This is a genomic window from Rhodococcus sp. UYP9 (assembly GCF_040547235.1).
Taxonomy (GTDB): domain Bacteria; phylum Actinomycetota; class Actinomycetes; order Mycobacteriales; family Mycobacteriaceae; genus Rhodococcoides.
Window position 1 is genome coordinate 223044 of sequence record NZ_JBEPPH010000001.1, and the last position, 25359, is coordinate 248402.

27 protein-coding genes are annotated in these 25359 nt (G+C 63.6%); 13 read left to right on the forward strand and 14 right to left on the reverse strand.

Annotation, left to right across the window (positions count from 1 at the left end; all coding sequences use genetic code 11):
- Positions 1-29: 29 nt before the first annotated feature.
- On the reverse strand, positions 30-1358 hold the full coding sequence (locus ABIB36_RS01130) for a cryptochrome/photolyase family protein (RefSeq protein ID WP_354558926.1): 1329 nt from the start codon (positions 1356-1358) through the stop codon (positions 30-32).
- A gap of 105 nt (positions 1359-1463) precedes the next feature.
- Between ABIB36_RS01130 and ABIB36_RS01135 the strand changes: the two genes are divergently transcribed.
- The 4 genes from ABIB36_RS01135 (at position 1464) to ABIB36_RS01150 (ending at position 4923) form a co-directional block, all read left to right on the forward strand.
- On the forward strand, positions 1464-2621 hold the full coding sequence (locus ABIB36_RS01135) for a GGDEF domain-containing protein (RefSeq protein ID WP_354558927.1): 1158 nt from the start codon (positions 1464-1466) through the stop codon (positions 2619-2621).
- Positions 2622-2697: 76 nt separating this feature from the next.
- The gene (locus ABIB36_RS01140; RefSeq protein ID WP_354558928.1) at positions 2698-2904 is read left to right on the forward strand and encodes a hypothetical protein; all 207 of its coding nucleotides are present in this window, start codon (positions 2698-2700) and stop codon (positions 2902-2904) included.
- A 13-nt stretch (positions 2905-2917) separates the two neighbouring features.
- Positions 2918-3622, forward strand: a complete 705-nt coding sequence (locus ABIB36_RS01145; RefSeq protein ID WP_084347588.1) for a response regulator transcription factor — start codon at positions 2918-2920, stop codon at positions 3620-3622.
- Positions 3619-4923: a sensor histidine kinase gene (locus ABIB36_RS01150; protein WP_084347586.1), complete on the forward strand. Its 1305-nt coding sequence runs from the start codon at positions 3619-3621 to the stop codon at positions 4921-4923. The genes ABIB36_RS01145 and ABIB36_RS01150 overlap by 4 nt, the downstream gene beginning before the upstream one ends.
- Positions 4924-4944: 21 nt before the next feature.
- Here ABIB36_RS01150 and ABIB36_RS01155 read toward each other — a convergent pair whose 3' ends face one another.
- Entirely contained in the window at positions 4945-5304 is a 360-nt protein-coding gene (locus ABIB36_RS01155) for an FKBP-type peptidyl-prolyl cis-trans isomerase (protein ID WP_084347584.1), read from the reverse strand.
- A 160-nt stretch (positions 5305-5464) separates the two neighbouring features.
- On the opposite strand from ABIB36_RS01155, the gene ABIB36_RS01160 reads away from it, so the two are divergent.
- Positions 5465-6259, forward strand: coding sequence for a carbon-nitrogen hydrolase family protein (locus tag ABIB36_RS01160; protein WP_084347582.1), 795 nt, complete (start codon positions 5465-5467; stop codon positions 6257-6259).
- A gap of 82 nt (positions 6260-6341) precedes the next feature.
- Here ABIB36_RS01160 and ABIB36_RS01165 read toward each other — a convergent pair whose 3' ends face one another.
- From ABIB36_RS01165 to pdxH, 4 genes are all read right to left on the reverse strand, one after another.
- Positions 6342-7640: a citrate synthase gene (locus tag ABIB36_RS01165; RefSeq protein WP_084347580.1), complete on the reverse strand. Its 1299-nt coding sequence runs from the start codon at positions 7638-7640 to the stop codon at positions 6342-6344.
- Between the two features lie 71 nt (positions 7641-7711).
- A complete protein-coding gene (locus tag ABIB36_RS01170; protein ID WP_354558929.1) occupies positions 7712-8650 on the reverse strand; it encodes a carbohydrate kinase family protein in 939 nt (312 codons plus the stop codon).
- Entirely contained in the window at positions 8647-9582 is a 936-nt protein-coding gene (locus tag ABIB36_RS01175) for an aldose 1-epimerase family protein (RefSeq protein WP_354558930.1), read from the reverse strand. Before ABIB36_RS01175 ends, ABIB36_RS01170 begins: the two co-directional genes overlap by 4 nt.
- A gap of 59 nt (positions 9583-9641) precedes the next feature.
- On the reverse strand, positions 9642-10289 hold the full coding sequence (pdxH, locus tag ABIB36_RS01180; RefSeq protein ID WP_354558931.1) for a pyridoxamine 5'-phosphate oxidase: 648 nt from the start codon (positions 10287-10289) through the stop codon (positions 9642-9644).
- A gap of 124 nt (positions 10290-10413) precedes the next feature.
- Between pdxH and ABIB36_RS01185 the strand changes: the two genes are divergently transcribed.
- The 5 genes from ABIB36_RS01185 to ABIB36_RS01205 all read left to right on the forward strand — a co-directional run bounded on the left by ABIB36_RS01185 (position 10414) and on the right by ABIB36_RS01205 (position 15258).
- Positions 10414-11532, forward strand: coding sequence for a citrate synthase 2 (locus ABIB36_RS01185; protein WP_084347574.1), 1119 nt, complete (start codon positions 10414-10416; stop codon positions 11530-11532).
- 59 nt (positions 11533-11591) lie between these two features.
- Positions 11592-12713, forward strand: a complete 1122-nt coding sequence (gene serC, locus ABIB36_RS01190; protein WP_354558932.1) for a phosphoserine transaminase — start codon at positions 11592-11594, stop codon at positions 12711-12713.
- Between the two features lie 86 nt (positions 12714-12799).
- The gene (locus ABIB36_RS01195) at positions 12800-13486 is read left to right on the forward strand and encodes a rhomboid-like protein (RefSeq protein ID WP_354558933.1); all 687 of its coding nucleotides are present in this window, start codon (positions 12800-12802) and stop codon (positions 13484-13486) included.
- A gap of 92 nt (positions 13487-13578) precedes the next feature.
- The gene (sepH, locus tag ABIB36_RS01200; RefSeq protein WP_084348048.1) at positions 13579-14469 is read left to right on the forward strand and encodes a septation protein SepH; all 891 of its coding nucleotides are present in this window, start codon (positions 13579-13581) and stop codon (positions 14467-14469) included.
- 39 nt (positions 14470-14508) lie between these two features.
- Positions 14509-15258, forward strand: a complete 750-nt coding sequence (locus ABIB36_RS01205) for a DUF6928 family protein (RefSeq protein ID WP_502944857.1) — start codon at positions 14509-14511, stop codon at positions 15256-15258.
- On the opposite strand, the gene ABIB36_RS01210 is transcribed toward ABIB36_RS01205, so the two are convergent.
- Positions 15215-15484 carry a DUF2537 domain-containing protein gene (locus ABIB36_RS01210; RefSeq protein ID WP_084347568.1) on the reverse strand — a complete coding sequence of 90 codons (270 nt, stop codon included), beginning with the start codon at positions 15482-15484 and terminating at the stop codon, positions 15215-15217. The genes ABIB36_RS01205 and ABIB36_RS01210 overlap by 44 nt on opposite strands.
- Positions 15481-16284: a TrmH family RNA methyltransferase gene (locus ABIB36_RS01215; protein WP_354558935.1), complete on the reverse strand. Its 804-nt coding sequence runs from the start codon at positions 16282-16284 to the stop codon at positions 15481-15483. Before ABIB36_RS01215 ends, ABIB36_RS01210 begins: the two co-directional genes overlap by 4 nt.
- Before the next feature lie 38 nt (positions 16285-16322).
- On the opposite strand from ABIB36_RS01215, the gene ABIB36_RS01220 reads away from it, so the two are divergent.
- Positions 16323-17525: a GNAT family N-acetyltransferase gene (locus tag ABIB36_RS01220; protein ID WP_084348047.1), complete on the forward strand. Its 1203-nt coding sequence runs from the start codon at positions 16323-16325 to the stop codon at positions 17523-17525.
- Here ABIB36_RS01220 and ABIB36_RS01225 read toward each other — a convergent pair.
- The 3 genes from ABIB36_RS01225 to ABIB36_RS01235 are packed head-to-tail and all read right to left on the reverse strand — an operon-like array spanning position 17506 to position 20754.
- Positions 17506-18771, reverse strand: coding sequence for an MFS transporter (locus tag ABIB36_RS01225; RefSeq protein ID WP_354559282.1), 1266 nt, complete (start codon positions 18769-18771; stop codon positions 17506-17508). The genes ABIB36_RS01220 and ABIB36_RS01225 overlap by 20 nt on opposite strands.
- A gap of 50 nt (positions 18772-18821) precedes the next feature.
- Complete coding sequence (locus tag ABIB36_RS01230; protein ID WP_084347562.1) at positions 18822-19250, reverse strand: Rv0880 family HTH-type transcriptional regulator; 429 nt, start codon at positions 19248-19250, stop codon at positions 18822-18824.
- A gap of 52 nt (positions 19251-19302) precedes the next feature.
- The gene (locus tag ABIB36_RS01235) at positions 19303-20754 is read right to left on the reverse strand and encodes an NCS2 family permease (RefSeq protein WP_084347561.1); all 1452 of its coding nucleotides are present in this window, start codon (positions 20752-20754) and stop codon (positions 19303-19305) included.
- A gap of 18 nt (positions 20755-20772) precedes the next feature.
- Between ABIB36_RS01235 and ABIB36_RS01240 the strand changes: the two genes are divergently transcribed.
- Together ABIB36_RS01240 and ABIB36_RS01245 are read left to right on the forward strand one after the other, a co-directional pair.
- Entirely contained in the window at positions 20773-21021 is a 249-nt protein-coding gene (locus ABIB36_RS01240; RefSeq protein ID WP_354558936.1) for a DUF2530 domain-containing protein, read from the forward strand.
- Positions 21022-21105: 84 nt separating this feature from the next.
- Complete coding sequence (locus ABIB36_RS01245; RefSeq protein ID WP_143542169.1) at positions 21106-21291, forward strand: hypothetical protein; 186 nt, start codon at positions 21106-21108, stop codon at positions 21289-21291.
- Here the strand turns inward: ABIB36_RS01245 and ABIB36_RS01250 are convergent.
- From ABIB36_RS01250 to ABIB36_RS01260, 3 genes are read right to left on the reverse strand one after another with little or no spacing between them, the layout of a single operon-like run.
- Positions 21260-21796, reverse strand: a complete 537-nt coding sequence (locus tag ABIB36_RS01250; protein WP_084347557.1) for a phosphatase PAP2 family protein — start codon at positions 21794-21796, stop codon at positions 21260-21262. The genes ABIB36_RS01245 and ABIB36_RS01250 overlap by 32 nt on opposite strands.
- Complete coding sequence (locus tag ABIB36_RS01255) at positions 21786-24494, reverse strand: sacsin N-terminal ATP-binding-like domain-containing protein (RefSeq protein ID WP_084347555.1); 2709 nt, start codon at positions 24492-24494, stop codon at positions 21786-21788. The genes ABIB36_RS01250 and ABIB36_RS01255 overlap by 11 nt, the downstream gene beginning before the upstream one ends.
- Complete coding sequence (locus ABIB36_RS01260) at positions 24491-25345, reverse strand: DUF3027 domain-containing protein (RefSeq protein WP_084347553.1); 855 nt, start codon at positions 25343-25345, stop codon at positions 24491-24493. The genes ABIB36_RS01255 and ABIB36_RS01260 overlap by 4 nt, the downstream gene beginning before the upstream one ends.
- Positions 25346-25359: the final 14 nt, after the last annotated feature.

Below are 25359 nucleotides of genomic sequence, written 5' to 3' on the forward strand. Positions count from 1 at the left end.
GCCCCCCGAACTCTAGGGCACCTCCGACGCTAGAGCACCTTGAACCGCGCGATGGCCACCTCACGTTCATGCTTGTGATCGACGATCGGTTCCGGGTAAGCCGCTGGGCGTCCGAACTTCAAGGTGTGCACGGCTTTCCCCTCCTCCCCGCGCAGTTCGGGTACCCAACGCCGCACGTAGTCTCCGGTCGGATCGAACTTCTCGCCTTGAGTGATCGGGTTGAACACCCGAAAGTACGGCGAGGCATCGGTGCCCGATCCCGCGGTCCACTGCCACCCGTGCTGATTGCTGGCAAGATCGCCGTCGACCAATGTGTTCATGAAGTAGCGTGCGCCTCGCCACCACGGAAGATGGAGGTCCTTGACGAGGAACGACGCGACGATCATCCGTACGCGATTGTGCATCCACTTCTCGGAATTCAACTGCCGCATACCGGCGTCGACGATCGGAAATCCGGTACGTCCCTCGCACCACGCCGCGAACACCTCGTCCGCATGCTTTCCGGAGTCGAGTTCGATCTTGTCGAACTTCTTCACATAATTCTCACGCGCACTGTCAGGTCGCTGAAACAGTATGTCCGCGTAAAAATCTCGCCAGGCGATCTGCCGTCGATAGGCGGCCGAGCCCTCACTGCGTAGTGCGCCCAGATCTTTCAACATGGTCCGCGGGTGGATGTTGCCGTACTTGAGGTAGACCGACATTCGGCTCGTTGCATCGAGATCTGGACGGTTGCGATCGTCGTCGTATCCCGTCACTCGCTCGAGGAACTCACTCCACTGGGTCGACGCGGCCTTCTCGCCGGCAGCGAAGTCCGAGCCGTCCTCTTCGGTGGGGATCTGCACTCGTGGCAGGAAGGACACGTCGGCGGGGTCGATCCAGTCGAGCGACGATGCCGAGGTATCGGCAGGTCCGCGCCAGCCATGGTCCAGCCATTGTCGAAAATAGGGAGTGAAGACCTTGTACGGCTCGCCGTCGCTCTTGAGAACCCGCCCCGGTGCCACTGCATACGGCGATCCCGTCGCCACCAAGGACACCTGCTTCCCGACGCGTTCGTCCCGCTCACGTCCGTAGGGACCGTAGTCGGCACTGACATGGACGCTCTCGGCGTCGATCGCCCGGGCGACTTTCGGTACCACGGTCTCGGGTTCGCCGTGGACGACGAGCAGTCGGCCGCCCATCTGTTCGTCGAGAGCTGCCAGGCTGCGGAACAGAAAGTCGCGACGAGGCCCGCCGGAGGCTTTCAACAACCGATCGTCCAAGACGAAGAGCCCGAGAACCGGATCGCCCGACTCCGCCGCGGCCGTGATGGTCGGCAGGTCGCCCAGTCGAAGATCACGGCGGAACCACACGAGTGTCATGAGTTCAGTCTTACCCATCCCCACTCCGCACAATCCTGGATAGTGGAAGTATCTTCGAGTAACCGACCGCCTGGTTCGTTGGGTGAGAATGGACTTTCGATCTTCATGCCAGTGAGACGCACCCCTGCCACCCCGATCGCACGGGCACGCGCAGAATCGGTTCGGATCTGGAAAACGGCTCACCGATACGACATGTTCACCGACTACCTCGTCGACCGCGGCCTCATGCGAAGCACTCGGGTCGCGGTGGTTCTCACGTTGCTGGTCCTCGGCATGCAACCCCTACTGTTCCGGTTGGGGGAAAGTGCGTCCAGCGAACCGCATCTATTGGCGATGGCAATCGTCGTCATCGCCGTCGACACCGGATGGGCAGTGCTGCTCTGGCGGTCCCAGCCCTGGCTCGATGTTCGGCTGTCTCTGTGCTTCGTCACTACCAGCTGCATCTTTCTGGGTGCGGCAGCGCTCACGATGCCTGGTCCACTTCTCGGGTTGATGGCCTGCTCTTCGTACGCAGCCATCCTCGGTTATGTCGTGTTCTTTCACGGTTCCCGCGTCTTCGCACTTGCCATGACCTCGGCCGTTGCAGTCGTGACGATCATCGCGGTCCGAGAGATCACCGACGGCACTGCGCTCATCCAAGTGATCGCGATCGCCACCACCGTCCTGGCCGTGATCAGCACGGTGCCGATCATGACTCTGTTGTTGATGGGCATCCTGACCGTCGACGCCGAGGCCTCCGAATGCGATTCGTTGACCGGCACGCTCAATCGACGCGGTCTTCACCGCGAGATCCGACGGCCGGGATCGGAGGGCTGCACGATCTTCGTCGTCTATCTTCTCGACTTGGACGGGTTCAAATCAGTGAACGACACGCACGGCCACCAAACCGGCGACGCCGTGTTGGTGGCTGTGTCGAGGGCTCTGAGCGACGCTGTTCCAAACGCCTCGGTTGCCCGCGTAGGCGGCGAGGAGTTCGTGGTGATGGAACGTCGAGTCGCGGGCCGATCGGTGGAGTTGTCTCGCCGGGCCGAGCTTCTTCGGATGGTCGTGCGGACCAGCTCGCAACCAGCGGTGACCGCGAGCGTCGGGATATCACTGTCGGCGCCGGTGCCGAGCAGACTCGTAACCGACCCGACACAGTTGTTGAATCGGCTCATGTGCGCGGCGGACGAGGCGATGTACACAGCCAAGAAGGCGGGAGGCGACCGAACCCACGTAGGCGATGTAGTCGACGTCACAGACCTCGGCGAACGATTCTCATAGAACTCCCATTCGACATTCACAGTGGCCGTAAGAATGACTCCTACCTTGGGAAACACCCCAGGAGAGGAACTCTTACATGAGAACTACACCGAAATTCCCCGGCGCACAGTCCTTGGTCAACAGCACTTGCACCTTCGAGAAGTACTACCAGGCCCTGTATGCGCAGGCGCCCGCGGTGGCATGGTCGCTCGACACCGACCTCAGGCGCCGAAGCGCGCTCGAGGAGTTCTTCGCGAAAACGCCCGAAGAACGCCAGTCGACCGTCGACAGCTGGGCAGCCTAGGCACAATGGTGCAGTGCCCGAATCTGCGACAGTGCTAGTAGTCGACGACGACGACGACGTCCTGTCCTCGCTCCAACGAGGACTTCAGCTCTCCGGATTCACGGTGATCACCGCCGCCGACGGCGCAGCGGCTCTGACCGTGGTCTCGAACCGGTCGCCGGACGTCGTCGTCCTGGACATCAACATGCCGATTCTCGACGGCGCGAGTGTCGTGAAGGCCTTGCGTGCGATGGGTAACGATGTGCCGATCTGCGTGCTGAGCGCGCGCGCGTCGGTCGACGATCGAATCTCCGGCCTCGAATCCGGCGCCGATGACTATCTGACCAAACCTTTCGTTCTTGCCGAACTCGTCGCCCGGATCAACGCCATGTTGCGGAGACGAGCCAGTGCGCCCCCACCCGCCCCGGCATCGACGTCGGAGATCTCGATCGGTGCACTGTCCGTCGATCTGCCCGGCTACCGCGCGCACAGCAACGGCCGCGAACTCGACCTCACCAAAAGGGAATTCGAGTTGCTGGCCATCCTTGCTCGCAACAAGGGCGTCGTGCTCACGCGCGAGCGGTTGCTCGAACTCGTATGGGGCTACGACTTCGTAGCCGACACCAATGTGGTCGACGTCTTCGTCGGATACCTGCGTCGCAAGCTTGAAGTCGGGGGCGCGCCCAGGGTGCTGCACACGGTCCGCGGCGTCGGGTTCGTTCTTCGGGTGCCGTCATGAGGTTCTCGTTGCGAGCGCGCGTCGCCGCGGCAACAGCGCTGGGCGCCACTCTCGTCGTCGCAGCTCTCGCGGTGGTGACCTCTGTTGCGATCTCACGCAACAACGTCAATCAGCTCGACGAGCGGTTGACGACGGCATCGCAGGCGCTCGTTCCCAATGCTGCTGTGCTCGAGACATTCCTCGATCAACTGTCCGCGGCATTCGCGGTGACGATCCGAACCGGCGATACCGTCCGTGCCTCGACACCCATTCAGCTTCCCGATCTAGGAGAAGGCTCGGCCACCGTCGATGTGAACGGTCAGCGATTTCGGGTCTACACCACCAAAACTGTGTCCCTGGCTGATATTTCGATAGCTATCGGAGTGCCGGCCATCGAAGCACAGCAGGTCACCGACGAGCAGCAGAAGCAGGTCATCTTCGTGGGCCTCGGCGCGATCGCCGTCTCGACCGGACTCGGCTGGCTGTTCGGCGGACGCGCAGTCCGACCGCTGGTCGAGCTGACCCGCCAGGTCAGCGCCCAGCCGCCGATGCCACCGGACACGAAGACCGGGGTACGCGAAGCCGACGAACTCGCCGTCGCCATCGGCGGAATGCTCCAACGCGTCAACGACGCCCAGGACCGCACCAACGCCGCACTGTCCACTGCCCGAGACTTCGCCGCAGTCTCCGCTCACGAGTTACGCACTCCGCTGACAGCAATGCGCACCGATATCGAGGTACTCAGCACGCTCGATCTCGGACCTGCTCAGCGACAGGAGATTCTGAACGACCTCGAGCGCACCCAGGGGCGAGTGGAAACTACACTCGCTGCGCTCGAACGACTGGCCTCTGGCGAGTTGTCCAGCGACAGCGACCGCGTCCAAACCGATGTGGTGGAGATCTGCGATATCGCCGCCCAAGACGCCATGCGGCAGCATCCGGGATTGGCGGTGCACATCGAGTCCGAACCGTCGGTGTCGATGCGCGCTCTACCCACCGGACTTCGGCTGGCGATGGGCAATGCACTGACCAACGCAGTTCGCCACGGCGGCGCCGACGCGGTGACCGTCACGATCGAACGGGACGGCACCCGCGTCACCGTCATCGTCGACGACAACGGAACGGGCCTGCCGGAAGAGGAGCGGAGTGCGGTCTTCGAACGCTTCTACCGCGGCGCCTCCGCAGCCAAGGGTGGTTCCGGACTCGGCCTGGCGCTCGTCGAGCAGCAGGCCGAGCTGCACGGTGGCCGCGCTTACTTCACCGACAGCCCTCTGGGCGGCGCCAGGTTGGTTCTCGAGCTCGAAGACCAGACCCTGGCGTGAACGTCGACGGACCCGAAAGGCCTATTTGACGTCGAGCAGGTCGATCACGAACACGAGGGTCTTGCCGGAGAGGCGGTGACCTGCGCCTGCGGGACCGTATGCGAGCTCGGGTGGGATGGTCAGCTGACGTCGGCCGCCGACCTTCATGCCGGGGATTCCGTCCTGCCAGCCCTGGATCAGGCCGCGCAGCGGGAACTGGATCGACTCCCCACGACTCCACGAGGAGTCGAACTCTTCACCGGAGTCGAACTCGACGCCGATGTAGTGAACTTCCACATCGCCGCCTGCAACAGCCTCGGCACCGTCACCTTCGACCAGGTCCACCACGACCAGATCGGTGGGGGGAGGTCCAGCCTGAAACTCGATCACTGGTTTCGTCATTCGCTCGACTTTACGTTGTGCAGGTCAGCGGATCGGAGCAGGTATGAGAATTGGTCCATTTTCGCAGGTCAGCGAATCGGCGTCGGATAACGCTGAGCCAACAACGCGATTGCATACCATTGCTGACAGCACTCGAGAAACGTCAATCAGGAGATCGAAGATGAGCAGAACGATCCGGATCAGCCTCGCGCAAGTCACCAGCGGTACCGAACCGGCCGACAACCTGAAGATCATCGAGACACACACCCGTGCCGCAGCCGCTGCCGGATCATCACTCGTCGTGTTCCCCGAGGCGATGATGCGATGCTTCTCGGGTCCGATTCGAGGCGTCGCCGAACCCCTCGACGGTCCGTGGGCCGACGCGGTCCGCGAGATCGCGCAGCGGATCGGTATCACCGTCGTGGCAGGGATGTTCACCCCGGCCGACAACGGCAGAGTCGGCAACACCCTGCTGATCACCGGCCCCACCACCGAGGCGCACTACGACAAGATCCACCTGTTCGACGCCTTCGGTTTCGCCGAATCCGACACCGTCGCACCTGGGTCGGATCCACTCGTTCTCACGATCGACGACGTCACCGTCGGGTTTGCCACTTGTTACGATCTGCGGTTCCCATCATTGTTCCAGCGGCTCGGGGATCTGGGTGCGGAACTGATCGTCGTGCCTGCATCCTGGGGCTCCGGTCCCGGCAAGGTCGAACAGTGGTCACTGCTGGCACGAGCACGGGCGCTCGACTCCACGGCCTTCGTCGCGGCCTGTGATCAAGCCGAACCCGACAACGCCGGGGGCACGGCCCCACTGGGCGTCGGCCACAGCGTCGTCAGCTCCCCGACCGGGGAAATTCTCGGTGAACTCGACGCCACGCCTGGCCTACTCACCGTCGATATCGATGCCGCGCTCGTAGCACCGATCCGCGCGAAGCTGCCGGTGCTGGCGAATCGTCGGCAGTTCTAGCCCTCGGCTCTTACCCTCGACGGATACGACGAAAGCCGCCGACTCCTTTCGGAGGCGGCGGCTTTCGCGAAGGCTTCACGAACTAGCGGGCACCGAGATCCTTGTAGTCCCGCTCGGTGTAACCGGTGTAGATCTGACGCGGACGCCCGATCTTGGTGGTCGGGTCCTCGTGCATCTCGCGCCAGTGCGCAATCCAGCCGGGGAGCCGGCCCATGGCGAACAACACCGTGAACATGCGCGGCGGGAAGCCCATCGCGCGGTAGATCAGTCCGGTGTAGAAGTCCACGTTCGGGTAGAGCTTGCGCTCGACGAAGTAATCGTCGGTCAACGCGGTCTCTTCCAACTTGAGCGCGATGTCGAGGAGTTCGTCACCGTTGCCCAGCTTCGAGAGGATCGTGTGCGCAGTTTCCTTGACCAGCGTCGCGCGCGGATCGAAGCTCTTGTAGACGCGATGCCCGAAGCCCATGAGCTTCACGCCGTCTTCCTTGTTCTTGACGCGATTGACGAAGTCGGTTGCGTCACCGCCCTCGGCCTTGATCTTGTCGAGCATCTCGAGGACTGCCTGGTTGGCGCCGCCGTGCAGCGGGCCCCACAGTGCGTTGATGCCACCGGAGATGGACGTGAACAGGTTTGCATCCGAGGAACCGACGAGACGAACCGTCGACGTCGAACAGTTCTGCTCGTGATCGGCGTGCAGGATGAGAAGCATGTCGAGTGCCTTGACGATTTCGGGATCGACCTCGTACGGCTCGGCTGGGAAGCCGAACGTCATACGCAGGAAGTTCTCCACGAGGCTCTTCGAGTTGTCCGGGTACAGGAACGGCTGGCCGACGGACTTCTTGTAGGCGTACGCCGCGATGGTCGGCAGCTTGGCCAGCAAGCGGATGGTCGACAACTCCACCTGCTCGGGGTCGTCGGGATCCAGCGAATCCTGGTAGTACGCCGACAGTGCGTTGACGGCACTCGACAACACCGGCATGGGGTGCGCGTTGCGCGGGAAACCGTCGAAGAACCGCTTGAGGTCCTCGTGCAGCAGCGTGTGTCGCCGGATCTTGTCGGTGAAGGTCTCGAGCTGATCATCCGTGGGCAGCTCGCCGTAGATCAGCAGGTAGCTGACCTCGATGAACGAAGACTTACCGGCAAGCTGTTCGATCGGGTACCCGCGATAACGCAGGATTCCCTTGTCACCATCGATGTAGGTGATGGCCGACTTCGTCGACGCAGTGTTGACGAAACCACCGTCGAGCGTCGTGTAACCGGTGTCAGCCAGCAACTTTCCCAGTTCGATACCGTCATTGCCATCACTTGCCTTGGCAATGGACATGACGTGTTCGCCACCGGGATAGGTGAGGGTGGCTTTTGCTTCATTCTCAGCGGGCACGAATGGTCCCTCTCGAACTCTGGTAACGGACATGTACTTAGATCGGACACAATCTTCAGTCGATAGAGAAACTAGTCTCTCGGCGCCTCGGACGCCCACGGAGGGTCCGCACCTGGACGCGAAACCGTGATGGCTGCGGCCCGTGCGGCGAATCTCAGTGCTCGCTGCCACTCTTCCTTGATCATCTCACTCAGTGCGCCAGATGTGAGAATGTTCTCCTCTTCCAAGAAGTGGAGTAGTGCGCCGTGGATGGTGTCACCTGCGCCGATGGTGTCGACGACATCCACCGGTACCCCGGGGACGCTTATTTCGCCACTCGCGGTGAACACCGATACGCCGTCGCCGCCGCGAGTCATCACCACTGCGGTCACGCCGCTCGCGAGCCAGTCGTCGACCGAAGTACCCTCCGAGCCCGATCCCAGCCAGTGGGAATCGTCTTCCGAGACCTTCAGTATGTCGACCGCGGGCAACCACGTCTTGAATCTCGCCCGGAAACCATCGGCGGTGATGTCCCCGCTCGGACTGTCGATGGCCGCAGGCCTGATGTTCGGGTCGAGCATCGTCAATTTCCCGGCGGCATGCGCCCGATGAAGCAATGCCGCGTACACCGAAGCCCCTGGCTCGTACAGCAGCGACAACGTGCCGAAAGACAGTGCGGTGATGTCGTCCGGGAGTTGGCCAGGATCCGCCACGAGACGGTCGGCAGTGCCGTCGGCATAGAACGAGTACTGCGCGCTCCCATCGTCGGCGAGTGTCGTCATCGCCAACGTCGTGGGTTCCGCACCTCGCTGCACCCAGGACGTGTCGACACCGGCATCGCGCAGGCTCCCGAGGATCTGCTCACCGAACGGATCCGTCGACACCCGTGACAGAAAGGCGACCGAGGAACCGAGCCGACCGAGAGTCACCGCGACATTGAACGGTCCCCCGCCGAGCTTCGGCGACAACAACGGGCCCTCGTGCACCGGCACGAGGTCGACGAGCGCTTCGCCGCAGACAAGAATCGTCACGCTGACCGGTGCCCCATTCCCCACGTGCCGGACCAGGACTGTCCCGGTTGCAGAACCAGTAGATCGATCTCGGAGTTCAACGCGTCGGGCGGACATGTCATCGGCTCGATCGCCAACGCCCGACCCCGATCCGGATATGCCTGATCGTGCGCAGGGTCGGCCGTGAAGACCTGCACCCAATCGAATTCACGGTCGGTCCACAGCACCGTCGCGGTCCCGTCCGGTGCCCGAAGAATGTGCTGCGCATGGCCGTCGACGTCGGGCAGTTCGGCGCTGAAGGGAGTGTCCAGCCAGACGCCCTTCAACGACTTCGGCGTTCGAAAGTCGTATTCCGTGCCCGCAGTCTCGACGGAAGGTCCGTTGGGCAGCATGCGCTTCGGATCGAGCTGCAATCTGGTGCCCGCCGAGAACTCGAGGGTGCATTCGTCCAGCGGAACATCCCCGACTCGAACGAAAATGTGAAAACCCATACCGAACGGTGCAGCGGTACTTCCGACGTTCTCTGCGGTGGCCGTCACGACCAATCCGTCGGGTGTCAGCTCGTGCGCCACGGTCAGCGTCAACGGATACGGCCACCCCTTCCGCTCACCGATGTCCACCGTCTGCACGACCCGGGCATCCTCCCGATCGACGACGGACCACTCGACGCGTCGCACAAATCCGTGACTGGCGTTGTTACGGATGGGTTCGGCGATCTCGAGCTGATGCTCGGTGCCACCGAAGGTGAATCTGCCGTCGGCGACTCGGTTGGGCCAGGGCGCGAGGACCAGCCCGGCCGACAGTGGCGGTTTCTTCCCCGCTGCATACGTCTCGGTCAGCGGCGAGCCGTCGAACTCGAGCATGCGCAGGCCTGCACCCGTGGAGACGATCTCGGCTCGGTACTTCCCACTGACCAACCGGTAGGTCTCGCTGGCGCTTCGTTCGTCAGGCATGGGTGTCATTGTCCACGCTGGGAGACCTCTCGGGGGACTCTATAGCGAATGAAGGCAGGTCACGGCTGTAGTCGCTCGACTCCCGACGTCGCGACCGTGAACCGAATTCGGTTGTGCAGACGGTTTGTTCGCCCCTGCCAGAACTCGACGGTGTCGGGCAGGACCCGAAACCCACCCCAGTGCGGAGGAACGGGCACCACCTGGCCGTCGAATTTTCGGTCCACATCCTCGAGCGCCTGCTCGAGTTCTGCCCTCGAACTCACCGGGCGCGATTGTTGTGATGCCCATGCACCCAGCTGGGATCCCCGCGGCCGTGATGCGAAGTACTCGGCAGTGTCCTCGGCGGACACCCGCTCGACCGCGCCGCGAATGGTCAGCTGACGCCCGATACCGATCCACGGGAACGTCACGGACGCATAAGGCGTGTGGGCGAGTTGGCGGCCCTTGTCGGAGTCGTAATTGGTGTAGAAAACGACGCCGTCCACGTCGAGGCCCTTACACAGGACCGTGCGCGTGGACGGATGTCCCGCGGCATCGACGGTGGCGAGGACCAGTGCGTTCGGTTCGGGGATGTCGGCCTCGATGGCCTCGGCCAACCACTCCTGTGCCACCGGCAGCCAACCGCTGCGCAGTCGGCCGACGTCGAGGTCGGTGTCCGTGCCGTAGTCGACACGCAAATCGGCAAGGTGTGATTTTTGGTTCGGCACGAACCCAGACGCTACTCCCGAGTACGACCGGCTAAAGTTCTCCCTGAAGAGATCGCCCGGACGCGGCCCGGACCGGGCACTACGGCTGGAGCCGGGCATTACCGTTACGAGGAGAGTCCAGGCAATGGCTGTTCAACAGGTCCCCGAAGATTTCGTCAGTGGCCTCGAGGGCGTCGTCGCCTTCACCACCGACATCGCCGAACCGGACAAAGACGGCGGCGCACTGCGTTATCGCGGCGTCGACATCGAAGACCTCGTATCCAAGCGTGTGACGTTCGGCAACGTGTGGGCGCTGCTCGTCGACGGAAAATTCGGCTCCGGGTTGCCGCCCGCCGAGCCGTTTCCGCTCCCGGTCCACACCGGTGACGTCCGCGTCGACGTCCAGGCAGGTCTTGCGATGCTCGCACCGATCTGGGGCTACGAGCCGCTACTGGACATCGACGACGCCACCGCCCGCGACCAGCTCGCCCGCGCGTCCGTGATGGCACTGTCCTACGTCGCACAGTCCGCTCGCGGAATCCACCAGCCTGCTGTGCCGCAGAAGCGGATCGATCAGTGCGAAACCGTCACCGCCCGCTTCATGACTCGATGGAAGGGTGACCCGGACCCGGCACACACCGAGGCCATCGACGCCTACTGGGTCTCCGCGGCCGAGCACGGTATGAATGCTTCGACATTCACCGCGAGAGTCATCGCCTCCACCGGAGCCGACGTCGCCGCGGCGCTGTCCGGAGCGATCGGCGCCATGTCCGGCCCGTTGCACGGTGGCGCACCGGCCCGAGTGCTGCCGATGATCGAAGAGGTCGAAAAGACCGACGACCCCCGCGGACTCGTCAAGGGAATCCTCGACCGCAAAGAAAAGCTCATGGGCTTCGGGCACCGTGTCTACCGCGCCGAGGATCCCCGCGCCCGGGTGCTGCGTGCAACCGCAAAGCGACTCGGTGCACCCCGCTACGAGGCCGCTGCTGCGCTCGAGCAGGCCGCGCTCACCGAACTGCGTGAGCGTCGCCCCGACCGCGCAATCGAAACCAACGTCGAGTTCTGGGCCGCGGTGATCCTCGATTTTGCCGAGGTTCCCCCGCACATGATGCCTGCGATGTTCACCTGTGGCCGCACCGCCGGCTGGTGCGCGCACATCATGGAACAGAAGCGACTCGGAAAGCTCGTACGCCCGGCGGCCATCTACACCGGGCCTGCGCCCCGCACCCCCGAATCCGTCGACGGGTGGGGCCAGATCGCCTGAGTACGGGTCCGACTACCCTGTAGGTGCCATATCCCCACGACGCTAGGATGCGCTACTCAATGGCCGAATTGCCGATCATTCCCACCGAACTCCTGCCCGCCGACGGACGGTTCGGTTGCGGACCCTCCAAGGTTCGCCCTGAGCAGCTGCAGTCCTTGGTCGACGTCGGCGCATCCGTCTTCGGCACCAGCCACCGCCAGAAACCCGTCAAGGACGTCGTCGCGCGGGTGCGCAGTGGCCTGCGGGACCTGTTCACGCTGCCCGACGGCTACGAGGTCGTTCTCGGCAACGGTGGCACCACCGCATTCTGGGATGCCGCGGCCTTCGGACTCATCCGCGAGAAGTCCCTGCACCTCACCAACGGCGAATTCAGCTCGAAGTTCGCCTCGGTCGCCAAGAACAACCCGTTCATCGGCGATCCGATCGTCGTCAAGGCAGAACCAGGCAGTGCTCCCGAGCCCACCTCGGATCCGTCGGTCGACCTGATCGGTTGGGCGCACAACGAGACGTCGACAGGCGTCGCGATCCCGGTGAGCCGGCCTGCCGGTTCCGAGAACGCACTCATCGCGATCGATGCGACGTCGGGTGCGGGCGGTCTGCCGGTCAACGTTGCCGACTCCGATGTCTACTACTTCGCTCCGCAGAAGTGCTTCGCTGCCGACGGTGGCCTGTGGGTTGCGTTGATGAGCCCGGCTGCACTCGAGCGCGTCGGTGAGATCCAGACTTCGGGCCGTTGGGTTCCGGACTTCCTGTCGTTGCCGATCGCGATCGACAACAGCAGCAAGGATCAGACTTACAACACCCCGGCAGTGGCGACGCTCCTGATGTTCGCCAATCAGATCGAGTGGATCAACAGCCAGGGTGGTCTGGACTGGGCGACCAAGCGCACAGCGGACTCCTCTTCGCGCCTGTACGACTGGGCGGAGAAGAGCGACTTCGCTACTCCGTTCGTGTCGAACCCGGCACACCGCAGCCAGGTCGTGGGCACCATCGACTTCGACGAGAAGGTCGACGCTGCTCACGTAGCCAAGGTTCTTCGCGCCAACGGCGTCGTCGACACCGAGCCTTACCGCAAGCTCGGACGGAACCAGTTGCGCGTCGGGATGTTCCCGGCCATCGAACCGGACGACGTCACGGCACTGACCAAGAGCATCGATTGGGTCGTTTCCACACTGAGTTAGCAGAACGCGCACAGCTCGGGCGCTGCCGAAGAGGCTTACACTTGCGGATACGTTCGCAAGCGCAACGACCTCGGAGGGAGCGCCCGATGCGCGTTTCGGCGCCTCTGTTCAGGCTGCGTGTCACCATCACGTATCTCGCGCTTGCCATCGCATCGTCGATATTTCTGTCCCAGCTCCGCCCCCACGCCCAGTGGCACGTACTCCGCGAGGCGAGCACCAATCTGCACAATCTTTCCGACGGCCATATCGCCACTCTCGTCGCCAGCGTGTTCTTGACCGACGGTGAAGTGAACTGGTTGTGGCTTGCCTCGGTTGTCGCCCTGTTCGCCGTGGCCGAATGGGTGTCCGGGTCGAAGCGATTTCTCTGGACGTTCCTACTCGGACACATCGGCGCGACGGCGCTGGTGGCGATCGGACTGTTCGTCGGCATCCACGCGAACTGGCTCGCCGATTCCCTCGCCATGGCGATCGACGTCGGAGTCAGCTATGCCGCTGCTGCGGTTGCCGGGTCGTTGATTCGATATCTCTACCGCTCATGGCGAATTGCCTGGGCGGTGGGATGGACAGCACTCGTGGCGGTCGCTGCGATCTCTGACCCGACCTTTACGGCATTCGGACACATCGCTGCGCTGGCCATCGGGTTCACGCTCGGTGCCTACTACATCCGAGCGGACTCGATAGCCAAGGACGCCAACACCTTTGACGCTGCCAGCACCGAACCACCACAGCAGGACACGGCAATGACTACGCTCATGAGTCACGAGCATCGGTGATGCCGGACGCGTGTCGGAGACACACCGTCGATCACGATTGGATTACTGTCGAGCAGGACGATATCGCGAGTCGGCGCGATGAGGAGGTCAAGGTGCGAGATCTACGTGTGGTTGGTCTCGAACCCGACGGTCAGCACGTCATTTGCGCAGATCCAACTACCGGCGACAAATTCCGGCTTCCAGCCGACGACAAGCTCCGCGCGGCCTCCCGCGGCGACATCGCTCGACTAGGACAGATTGAGATCCAAATGGACAGTGTGCTCAGGCCCAGGGAGATCCAGGCTCGTATCCGCGGCGGGGCCACCGTCGAACAGGTTGCAAACGAATCGGGAATGGCATTGAGCCGGGTCGAGGTCTTCGCCCATCCGGTACTTCTCGAACGGTCCCAGGCATCCAGCATGGCGCAAGCCGGCCACCCTCTCCGTCACGACGGGCCTGCCGTCCAGACCTTGGCCGAGATCGTCGCGCTTGCGTTCCGCGCTCGCGGCCACCATCTCGGCGAAGCAACGTGGGACGCGTGGCGCGACGAGGACAACAAGTGGGTAGCTCAGCTGAAGTGGCAGGCGGGCCGAACGACCAACAAGGCGCATTGGCAGTACCTTCCCGACGGCCACGGTGGCACCATCACCGCACTCGACGATGCGGCAGCGGAGCTGATCGACCCGGACTTCGGGCGGCAGCTGCGAGGACTGGCTCCGGTGCGATCGCTCGCAATCGAAGAAGAGACATCCGAGGAATCCTTCGACGAGTACTACGGCACCACCGCGGACAGTGAGATCGAGACCGCCGCACCAGAGAACCCCGCGCCGGAGATCGCTCTACCGGAGAGCACTCCACCAGAGGTCGCCGAGCCCCCGGTGCCCGCTGTAGCCGAGACGAAGCGGCACGAGCCTCCTACGCCGAAGAAGGACAAGAAGGGCAAGCCCGCAATGCCCTCGTGGGAGGACGTTCTGCTGGGTGTCCGCAGTAGTGGACACAATTGATCATGATGGGCTGATGTTCGATCGGGAAGGGTGCCAGGAGTGGGGGCCAAAGCATCGACTGTCTGGTACATAGATACCCCTGACCCGATCGCAGTCTTGAGATCCTCTACAACTTCGGACTGGGATACGGCGTCAGCGCTGGCCGGGCGCCTGTTCCCCGATCGCGTCGCCGTACCGAGCCAACTTTCCCCGGTGTCGGCCGTGGCCGGGGTCGGCCCCGACGAGATCTACATCGGGGCGTATCCGGGCGTTACCGTGGTCTGTTCGGCCGATTTGGCCGTCGCCACTCCGTCGACTTTGCCCGAGCCCTGGATTCACCCTTTGGCGGCCGAGCGCACGTATCTCGTGATGACGGACCCGGAGACGGCGTGGGGTGCTTTCGCATATTGGGAACGCGGCACCCTGCGACGTTCGTTCAGCGCGACTCCGATCTACATCTACGAGGACTCCGGTCTGCCGTTGGTGTGGGAACGACGCTTCTGGGCCGGCGAGCACCCGTTGGTCTATCCGTCCGGCGTCATGCCGGACCCACTCTCGCTTCCGTTCCACCCACAGGAATTTGCCGAAGCAGCCAACTCCGAATGGCTCGGCTACCGCTATACCGGCGCGCCACGCGGCGACGAGTTCGATCCGATCTCGTTGCAGGCATGTGGCTTCACCATGTACGCGCCCGGTCAGGAACCCCGACAGGTCGAACAGACCCCACCCGACCAGGCCCCACCCGAGCCGATGCCGGATCGCTCGATCATGCGGTGGTTGAAACGGAAATCCCCAGAACCACGAAGCTGAGAACGGCACCGACACAGGTTCCGTACACCAGCCACCGCCACAGCGGCGTGTGCCGAAAGCGCAGCACGGTCGGCGCAGCTCCACCGACGACGATCAAGTTGATCCCCACCGCCAGGAATACGTTGACGGCTGCGAGCTCGAGGCCGAACGCTGTCAGTGCGGCCCCGACGAGGACCGCTGCGAAGAGCGCGACCGGAATACCGGTATAGGCGACGTGCTCGGTCACTGCACGCGCACCCGTTCGTAGAACGCCATCGCAGCCGCGGTGGCCACATTGAGCGAGTCGGTATCGGGCGCCATCGGAATTCGTGCGCGAATGTCGGTCGCACGCATGGCATGTTCGGTCAGCCCCGGCCCCTCGGCGCCGAGTAGCAAGGCGACCTTCTCCCCCGTCATCGCCTCGGCAAGCGGAATCGCCGACGGATTCGGCGTCAACGAGATGGCCTGAAAGCCGCTGTCGCGGAGTATCTTCAAGCCCCGCGGCCAGTCCGGAACGCGCGCGAACGGAACCCGAAGTACGTGTCCCATGGACACTCGTACGGCACGACGATAGAGGGGGTCGGCGCATGCCGCTCCGAAAAGTACAGCGTCCACGCCGAGGCCTGCGGCGTTACGAAACATTGCACCGAGATTCTCGTGGTCGTTGACGCCCTCGAGCACTACGACAGTCTTAGCATCGCGGACTACGTCGGCCATGTCGAGTTCCGGGGACCGACTCGCCACCGAGAGCACGCCACGGTTCAAATGAAATCCGACGACGTCGGCCATCACCTCGGCACTGGTTCGATAGAACGGAACATCCACCCGATCGAGGCGTGAACCCAGTTCTACGAGCCTGCGGTCGACGCCGAGCAGGCTTATCGTCGGGAACCGCGAGGTCAACAACCGCTCGGTCACCAAAACGCCCTCGGCAATCACCAGCCCCTTCCCGTCGGGGAGGTCCGGTCTACGGTCGGAGGAGTTGAGGTCGCGAAAGTCGTCGAGTCGCGGATCGGCAGAGTCGTCGATGTCGATTACGTTTACCACGTGACCATCTTGGCATCTGTATGGAAAGGTCGAGTGCGATGAATACCGAGGGCACGATCACTGTCAGGACGGCAACCGACGACGACTGGGATGCCGTGGCGCTTCTGGATGCGCATGCATTCGGTGAACACCAGAATGCCGAGGACCTTGCCGAGACGCAGATTCTCACCAGTTCGCGTCACGTCGTCATGGCGTGGGATGGAAGCACGCCCGTCGGGGTTGCGATGCACTTCCCCATGTCCGTGACGGTCCCGGGAGGCGCTCAGGTGGAGGCGTCGGGCGTGTCCTGGGTTTCGGTCGCACCGACGCATCGCCGCCGCGGAATCCTCCGGCGCATGTTCACCGAGCAGCATCGCAATCTCGAAGCGGCAGGTGCCCCCCTGTCGCTGCTGACGGCGAGTGAGGCCACGATCTACCGACGCTTCGGCTACGGGCCTGCCACCGAGGAACACCGAGTAGTTCTCGATCGCCGCTTCGCCCAATTCCATCCGGACGTACCCGCGGTGACCGACGTCCGGTTGGTGGAGTCCACCGAGGCGTCGACTCTGCTTCCCGAGATCTACCATCGCTGGCAGCGCAAGACGGCAGGCGCACAACCGAAGCCGCCCATCCGCTGGGAGCGCTTCTTCGCCGACCGCGAAAACGGTCGAGAAGGATTGACCGCGCTCTTCTTCATGGTTCACCCGGACGGCTACGTCGCCTACCGCCGAAACATGACCGGCGACACCAAGGTCGTCGTTCAGGAGTTCATCGCCGTCACCGACGACGCGTATGCCCAGATGTGGCAGGTGCTCGTCGGGATCGATCTCGTCGACACCATCGAGGTCAGTCAGGCCCCGGACGAGCCGTTGCCGTTCCTGCTGACGAACAATCGACTACCGAAGATCACCGGTCACCACGACGCGCTGTGGAGCCGTGTCATGAATGTCGAAGCTGCCCTCGAAGCCCGTACCTACGCCGTCGACGCGCAGTTCGTGCTCGACGTCTTCGATCCGTTCCTCGAGGCCGGCGGAACCTTCGACGTCACGATCAGTGCCGGAAAGGCCACCGTCACTCGAACCGATGCGCCCGCCGACGCGTCGATGAAGCTCGATGTGCTGAGCAGTCTGTACTTCGGCACTCACCGTGCCACTAGGTTCGCGGCCTCCAATCGCCTGTGGAGCCGGGATTCGGACGCGTTGCACACGGTGGATCTCGCGTTCTCGACCGACCGTGCGTCGGTCATGGGCTGGGGGTTCTAGACCTCACGTAGCGGCGACTCTCGTTTCGCCGCCAAGGGTCGATCCGGAGGCGCAGATTGTTGTGCTTCATCAGGTAGACGGCCGCCCCGACCCCGGAGACCAGCGACACTATCCCGCCGAACACCAGCGGTGCCCGCGGATCGAGCACGTCGGCCAGCCAGCCGAGAACCGGGCTGCCGACAGGGGTGCCTCCGAGGAAGCACAGCATGTAGATGCCCATCACACGCCCACGCATCTCCGACGGCACCGACATCTGCAAAATATTCATCGCCGAGGTGGTGAAGGTCAGAGTCAACGCTCCGGTCGGGACGAGCAGAATTGCAACGAGTGTGTAGTTCGGCATCAGTCCGACGAGTATTTCGAACACCCCGAAAGCGATGACGGCACCGATGAACAACCGCAGGCGGGGCGTGCCGGCTCGGCGGGCCGCAAGGGTCGCGCCTGCAAGGGTGCCGACTGCGAGGGTCGTCGAGAGCAGACCGTATGCGTCGGCGCCGCTACCGAAGGTGTTGCGAGCCAACACTGCCAGGCTGAGCGGAAAGTTCAATCCGAACGTCGACACCATGAACACCGTTGCCAGGAGAACGCGCAGATCGTCTCGCCCCCACACGTACCGGAAGCCTTCCCATACCTGGCCTTTCGCGCGCGCGGCTCGTTCTACGTGGAAGAGGTCGGCAGATCGCATCGCGACGAGAGCGCCGAACACCGCCGCGAACGACGCGGCGTTGATCAGGAACACCCACCCGGTACCGATGAAAGTGATGAGCACACCCGACAGAGCCGGTCCGATGATGCGTGCCATGTTGAAGGTCATGGAGTTCAACGCAATTGCATTCGCCAGCGTCTCTTTGCCTACCATCTCGATGGTGAAGGACTGACGCACTGGCGCGTCGATGGCAGAGGAACAGCCGAGAACGAACGCGATGACGTACACGTGCCACAGTTCGACGAGATTGCCGACGTCGAGGAGACCGAGCACGAGCCCGCAGACCGCTGCGAAGGCCTGAGTGATCATCAGCAGTGTTCGTTTGTCGTACCGATCTGCGAGCACCCCGCCCCACACCGACAGCAGCAGTGTCGGTCCGAACTGCAGGGCCATCACGATGCCGACAGCGACGCCGTTGCCGCCCGACAGTGTCAGCACGAGCCAGTCCTGCGCCACCCTCTGCATCCACGTTCCGACCAGAGAAACTATCTGCCCGGACGCCCACAATCTGTAGTTGCGGGTTCGCAATGCAGCGAACATCGGGGAAGCAGAGGGCACTCCACAAATACTAACCTCAGGTAACGAACTACCTACTCGGAGTCGTTGACCAGCGCGCCGATGATGTCGACCGCATCGCGGAGAACTACGAGTTGAGTCTCGTTCAAGCCTGCCAACTGAGAGGTCATCCACGCCTCACGCGCACTGGCCTCGTCGGCGATCAGCGTGTTGCCGGACGGGGACAGCGACACGATCACCTGTCGGCCGTCGGTGGGATGCGGAGTGCGTACCACCAGTCCGAGCTCCGCCAGCGACGCGATCACGCGTGTCATCGATGGTGGCTGCACTCGTTCGCGGGCCGCCAGTGCCCCCGGCGTCATGTCGCCCTCACGGCTCAAGGTCGCAAGAGCTGACAGCTGAGTCAGCGACACTTGCGAGTCGACACGTCTCCCCCTCAGGTGGCGAGTCAATCGCACCACGGCCAGCGATAGATCGCTTGCCAACTCACGGTTGTCTTTCACGCTGTTTCCCGACGTCACAGCGCAGAGACTACGCCCTGGTGCGCGTTATGGCCTACGTAACCGCGTCAGTGATCGGTCCGACGACGAAATATAGGACGAACATCAAGGCAACGACCCAAAGCAGGGGATGAACCGCCTTCGCCTTGCCGCGCCCCACTGCGAGCACTACCCAGGTGATGAACCCGACTCCGATGCCGTTCGCGATCGAGTACGTGAACGGCATGACCACGATGGTCAGGAATGCCGGCAGCGCGAATTCGAACTTGGAGAAGTCGATTTCGCGAACCTGTCCGATCATCAAGGCACCGACGATCACCAGCGCCGGAGAGGCAGCCTCGATAGGAACGATGGCAGTGAGTGGTGTCAGGAACATCGCGGCCAGGAAGAGTAGACCGGTCACGACGTTGGCCAAACCGGTTCGCGCGCCCTCGGCGATACCGGACGCCGATTCGACGAACACCGTGTTCGACGACGCCGACGCGCCACCGCCCACGATCGCGCCGGTTCCCTCGACGACGAGCGCTTTGCCGATTCCGGGGAGCTGATCCTTGTCATCCATCAGCTCGCCTTCCTTGCCGAGCCCGGTCATCGTCCCCATCGCGTCGAAGAAGTTCGCCAGAACGAGAGTGAACACCAGCAGGCTCGCTGCGAGGACTCCGATGCGGGTGAACGCGCCGAAAAGATCTACATCGCCGACCAAGGAAAGGTTCGGTGTCTGGATGAGCTGATCGGGCAGGATCGGAACGCTGAGATTCCAGCCTTTCGGATCCACCCCGTTCGACGGTCCGATATCGGTGAAAGCTTCGACGACGGCCGCGAGCACTGTGGTGACGACGATGCCGATCAGCAGGCCACCGCGTACCTTCCGCACCACGAGAACGCCCATCAAGAGCAGGCCGAACACGAAGATCGCCGTCGGCCACGAGGCGATGGAGCCGTCGATACCTAGGCCGACCGGGACCGAGGTGCCGGCGGCGTCGGGGATGCGTCGCACGAAGCCGGCGTCGACGAGTCCGATGAACGCGATGAACGTCCCGATGCCCGCCGCGATCGCCGCTTTCAATTCGGACGGAATGGCGTTGAACACCGCAGTACGAAAGCCCGTCAGCGCGAGCAACACGATGATGATGCCGTCGATGACGACGAGCCCCATGGCCTCCGGCCACGTCACCTGTGGAGCGATGGTGACGGCGAGAAGCGTGTTGATCCCGAGTCCGGCGGCGATACCGAAGGGATAGTTGGCAACGATGCCGAACAAGATGCTCATGAACCCGGCGACGAGCGCTGTCACCGCGGCGACCTGCGCGACGGGCAGGATATTGCCGAGGACATCGGGCTTGGCCGCGGCATCGTCGGCCGAGAAGCTGCCGAGGATCAGCGGATTGAGAACGACTATGTATGCCATCGCCACGAAGGTGACGACGCCGCCGCGCACTTCCGAACTGACCGTCGATCCACGTTCGGTGATTTTGAAGTAGTTGTCCAGAATTTTGGGCGACGCCATGGGAGTAACCTACATTTCGTGGATAGTAAGCCGGAAACCCCCGCGCTGAGCGTACGGCTCACAGATCCCGCGCCCGTCATCGCGGTCGGCATTTTCGCCTGGGTTGTTGCTACCGTGGTTGTGCTCGTCAGTGGCGATAGGTGGGCGGATGCGCTGCCGACCTGCTGGACCGGCGTCGCCGTCGGTTTGGTCGGCTTCACGCTGTTCCTCATGCAGAGAGCTGCCGCTCGTCGCGGTAACAGGACCGCTCAACGCGGCCTCACGTAACCGCAGTCACGCACAGCGGTCTGACGTGCGGAAACTCACCTTTATTAGGGTTGAGTAACACAGGGTTTGCGGGGAGTATGGGTTATGTCAGTTGATTCATCCCATGAATTACCCGAAGGCCAGGTCATGAAGCTCGTCACGCAGTACCGCAATCGTCGTACCCACGCTCGCTCGCTCCGCGCCCTCTACGCACGCGCACACGCCGTCAGCAGCCCTTCGATGCGCGATGAACTCCTCGTCATCGCACAGCGAAGCGATTTCGCACGCTGAGCGCATAAATCCAGAGCAACCCCCACGCGATACCGAAGCACCATCCCGCCAGGACGTCCGTCGTCCAATGCGCGCCGAGATAGATCCGCGAGAAGCCGATCGCCAGGGATGCAACCGCTGGTATCGCGAGAACAACCGGATTTCTGAGCCATAACGCGGTCGACCGCAGCAGCACCGCGGTCACCGTCGTGGCGAGGATCGCCGACATCATCGCGTGCCCCGAAGGAAACGAGTGCGTGGAGATCTCGACGAGCCTTTCCGGTATCGGTGGCCGCTCGCGCCCGAAGATCAGCTTCAACAGGCTCATCAGCCCCCAGCCACTGAGCATGGCGCCACCCACCATGACTGCTTCCGGTCGACGACCGGCCCGCAGCAGGACTGCGCATCCGGTGATCGACAAGACAAACATCGCCACTGTGTTTCCGAGCGTGGTGACGATCCAGAAGAGTGTGGTCAGCCACACAACCCGGTGCTCGACCATCCACGCCAGCACGTCACCGTCCACGGGGTCGCTCCCAACTCTGCGCGCAATGTGTTGTTCCGTCCTCGGTTACCCACCAGGCGAGGTGACGCTCCCCCTCGACTGCCCCGGTGAGTCTCACGACGAGATCGCGGTGCACGACAACCTGCCCGACCGGCAGCTCCACGCCCATTTCTGCGCATGCGAGTACTGCCCCTGGCTCGCGATCCCACGAACTCACCCGGCCGATTCCCAGCACTTCTGCGGAGATCGATTCCGACGCGGTGCGCACGTCCAGGATCGACGCCAATGACGACGCGGTATCCATGGACGACAGGATCGCGATGTCGGCGGGGACCGTGGCCACACACCATGGACGGTCGAGCACGATCGCGTCGGCAGGATCGACGAGACTGCCGGAAACAGCACGCACCCTCCTCGGCGCATCCAGCTCGTCGAGTTCCACTCGCCCCGAAGTGACAGCGTCGGCGACGAGTCGATGAGCTCGCGAAATGACCGCAGGAGTCGGCGATCGCGAAGGATCGGCCAATCTCGAGAGAATCAGGCCGGTGAACCATGCGCTGTCGCACGAACTGGGTGCCAGAGCCGCCGCCACATCGTCGGCATTCGGGTGATCGAGTGGATCGAGCAAACCGGCGAACGTGAAGTCCGAGGGCGCTCGATAGCTTCCCAGCCGCTCGCCGTCGACTCGGGCGTGCGTACGCAGCCACCACGCCGTGTACCCGTCCCGCGCCTGCACCGCCGCTCGGGTCGCCGGATCGGACATCAATTGCGTCAACGCATCCGGCCACCGCTGCTCATCGACCAAATCGAGGTCGCGCACAGCAGTGAGCACCGCCGGATCCTCCGCCAACGAAGCCCACCACGAATCCTCGTCGTCGAGGTCATGATCCGGACCGGTCGGGAGGTCGTCGGTCACGGTGCCGAATCCCCAGCCCACTCCGACCGCTCGCAATGCTGCAGGCCCGTAGTGCGCGACGACGGGATCCGCGACCAGCCCGAAAGGTGAGTCCTCCACCAACAAGCCAGCAAGCGGGGCGTCGGGCAGCAGCAATTCATCGGCGGCGCGAAGCTCACCATCGGAATCCTCGAGCGGCAAGGAACCTATCCAGGAAGGCAGCTCCCCCGCGGACGAGGCGAGCGCCAGGACCGAAGTCACGGTATCGCCGACGGCGTCGGAATCGTCCCAGTCGAGGTCCTCGAGTAGCGCTTCGAGTGCCGTGTCGGACAGCAGATCGGTTGCGGTCGCCTCCACCGCGCCCAACCTCGACAACAGTGGGCTCACCGCGTCCGGATGCACCAGCCGGGCCCAATGCACCGACCCGACGCCACTGACGCCCGCTCCGAGAACGGCAGTACGGGGACCGGTTATCGTCCGACCGTCCGACAGCGGAACCGGCAGCGCTGCAAGCTCTTCCGCGGCCACGCCGTCGGTGACCAGCGGGGTGAGCGCGTCGTACAGTCGGCCCCACCAGTGAGGTTCACGGTCTATACCCGTCAGCATCTCGGCGAGTCTGGCGAGGCCGATTCGGTGTACGTCGACCGCAGTAAGCGCGCTTGCGTGCCGCGGACCCGAGAGCGCGGCCCCGACCAGATCGGGGAATACATCGGCTAGAAGCTCACCGAGCTCGTCGGTGAGTCCCGGCAGCACCATCGCCCGCGAGGGGATCAGATTCTCACCGGTCACCGAGGGAAGCCAACGGGCAGAGACGGATTCCCGAAGGATCTGCTCACGCAAGATCCCGTCGACCTCGCTGCGCGGAAAGCCCGGTACCGGAACCAGTCGAGTTCTGAACCGGGCAGGAAAGGCAGCGATCATCTCCCCGTACCCCTCCGCGACGCGCTGCAGGTGCGCACCGGGAAGAACGCGTCGACGGTCCGGCTGCATCTGCACGTCCGCGACGACGAGCACAGGCAGTGACAACTCCTCGTCCGAACGAGTAGGTGCGCGAAGCACATCCGATGCCACCGTCGCCGGCACCCCGTCGGAGACAGGGACGAGCCATCTGGCGTGAGCGGTGCGGAACTGCCACCACTCGAGGTCGCCGACCTTCACCGACTCGAGGCCCTCCCCCTCGATAGTGCGGTCGAACCGATCCTCGCCGATCTCGATCGAGACCAGCGATTCCAATTCGAGCAACAAATCGATCGCCTCGGCGCGCATAGCGTCGAGCAGCCCGGCCACCTCGACGTCCCGCAAGATGATCTCCGACGAAAACCCTACTGCTGGAGGTTCTTCGGCAGGCCAGACAAGTCGCAACACCGGGACCCCGGCATCGGGTACTTCGAGGCCAGCATCGTGGAGGACACTTCGGGTACTGGCGCCACTGAAGCGCACTCCACCTGCCGTGGAACGAAATTCGATCTCGTCGCTGACCGAACGCACCGCAGTGAAACCCACTCCGAAGCGACCGACACCGGATGTCTTGGCCGATACCCGCAGCGCCGTCAGCGCGTGGACTCCATCTCGATCGAGTGGTGCACCGGTATTGGCAACGTGTAGATCGCGACCGGACACCCAGACCCGCATCTGTCCCGCGACTCCCGCTCGGGCTGCCGCATCGGCAGCATTCTGCGCGAGTTCGGTCAGCAGACGATCGCGATATCCCCCGCGCACCAGGTCTGCTTCGGTCGCAGCGTCTTCGCGCAACCGGGTGGGCGAATCCGTCCAGGCAGACAGAGTCGAGGCGCGCAGCGCCTCGGTGTCGTACGGATCTCTCAACTGTCCGATTGCGCGTCCTGCAGTGTCTCGGACGCATGGTCTGGCACGAACGTGTTCTCGACCTCGGGAGCCGGAGCAGTAGGCGCTTGCGCAGTGACATCGAGGGCCGCGTCGTCGAACGGATCGTAGGCAGGCGACCCGGCGCCGGTGGGCAGCTCGGTATCGGAATGTGCACCGCAGCCGTACTGGACGTGCACTACATGGCCGTCGGCCGCATACTCGTTGCCGCAGACGCCGAACGCCGCCGACAAAGATCCAGCGAGCGGGAGATAGAACCCGCACAGCCCGCATGTCGACGGTGCGGCTTTCGCCATCTCGCTGTTCGGACCGAACTCGCCGTCGTGCCAGCGCTCGGCCGCGTCGAGACGCCCTTCACGGCTGGGAACCTGCGGACGGCCCAGGCCGAGCTCGTACGCGACGTCGTCGACCTGAGGGTCGCCAGTGGCGACGTACCCGGGGACGAGACGCGGATCGTGCGCTCGCGGTGGGAGCCGATCACCCGGCCCCAGATCACCGGGGCGGATGCGCTCGTCCCACGGCAGCCAGGTCGGCGGCACCAGGGCATCAGGGCCCGGCAGCAGGACGAGTTCGCTGATGGTGGCACTGTCCGCGTCGGCGGGGGCTGCGACGACCACGGCCCATTGCCATCCGCGATAGCCGGGTAGGTCGGCGATGAAGCGATGTGTCGCCGCGTTGTCGTCCTCGGCGGTGACACCGAGATAATCGCCGACGCCGCCTTCACCCAGGTCGATCAGAGCACGGCGCGCCAACTCGGCGGCTTCCGCTAGGACAGGACGAATCTGGTCGAGCTCTGGGAAAGATGCGAAACTCACAGGTTCATTTTGCCGCATCACTTCCGGAGTGC

Coding starts and splice junctions, on each gene's coding strand:
- ABIB36_RS01130 (WP_354558926.1), bottom strand. CDS start 1,358: ATGACACTCGTGTGGTTCCGCCGTGATCTTCGACTGGGCGACCTGCCG.
- ABIB36_RS01135 (WP_354558927.1), top strand. CDS start 1,464: ATGCCAGTGAGACGCACCCCTGCCACCCCGATCGCACGGGCACGCGCA.
- ABIB36_RS01140 (WP_354558928.1), top strand. CDS start 2,698: ATGAGAACTACACCGAAATTCCCCGGCGCACAGTCCTTGGTCAACAGC.
- ABIB36_RS01150 (WP_084347586.1), top strand. CDS start 3,619: ATGAGGTTCTCGTTGCGAGCGCGCGTCGCCGCGGCAACAGCGCTGGGC.
- ABIB36_RS01155 (WP_084347584.1), bottom strand. CDS start 5,304: ATGACGAAACCAGTGATCGAGTTTCAGGCTGGACCTCCCCCCACCGAT.
- ABIB36_RS01160 (WP_084347582.1), top strand. CDS start 5,465: ATGAGCAGAACGATCCGGATCAGCCTCGCGCAAGTCACCAGCGGTACC.
- ABIB36_RS01175 (WP_354558930.1), bottom strand. CDS start 9,582: ATGCCTGACGAACGAAGCGCCAGCGAGACCTACCGGTTGGTCAGTGGG.
- ABIB36_RS01185 (WP_084347574.1), top strand. CDS start 10,414: ATGGCTGTTCAACAGGTCCCCGAAGATTTCGTCAGTGGCCTCGAGGGC.
- serC (WP_354558932.1), top strand. CDS start 11,592: ATGGCCGAATTGCCGATCATTCCCACCGAACTCCTGCCCGCCGACGGA.
- ABIB36_RS01195 (WP_354558933.1), top strand. CDS start 12,800: ATGCGCGTTTCGGCGCCTCTGTTCAGGCTGCGTGTCACCATCACGTAT.
- ABIB36_RS01220 (WP_084348047.1), top strand. CDS start 16,323: ATGAATACCGAGGGCACGATCACTGTCAGGACGGCAACCGACGACGAC.
- ABIB36_RS01225 (WP_354559282.1), bottom strand. CDS start 18,771: ATGTTCGCTGCATTGCGAACCCGCAACTACAGATTGTGGGCGTCCGGG.
- ABIB36_RS01235 (WP_084347561.1), bottom strand. CDS start 20,754: ATGGCGTCGCCCAAAATTCTGGACAACTACTTCAAAATCACCGAACGT.
- ABIB36_RS01245 (WP_143542169.1), top strand. CDS start 21,106: ATGTCAGTTGATTCATCCCATGAATTACCCGAAGGCCAGGTCATGAAG.
- ABIB36_RS01260 (WP_084347553.1), bottom strand. CDS start 25,345: ATGCGGCAAAATGAACCTGTGAGTTTCGCATCTTTCCCAGAGCTCGAC.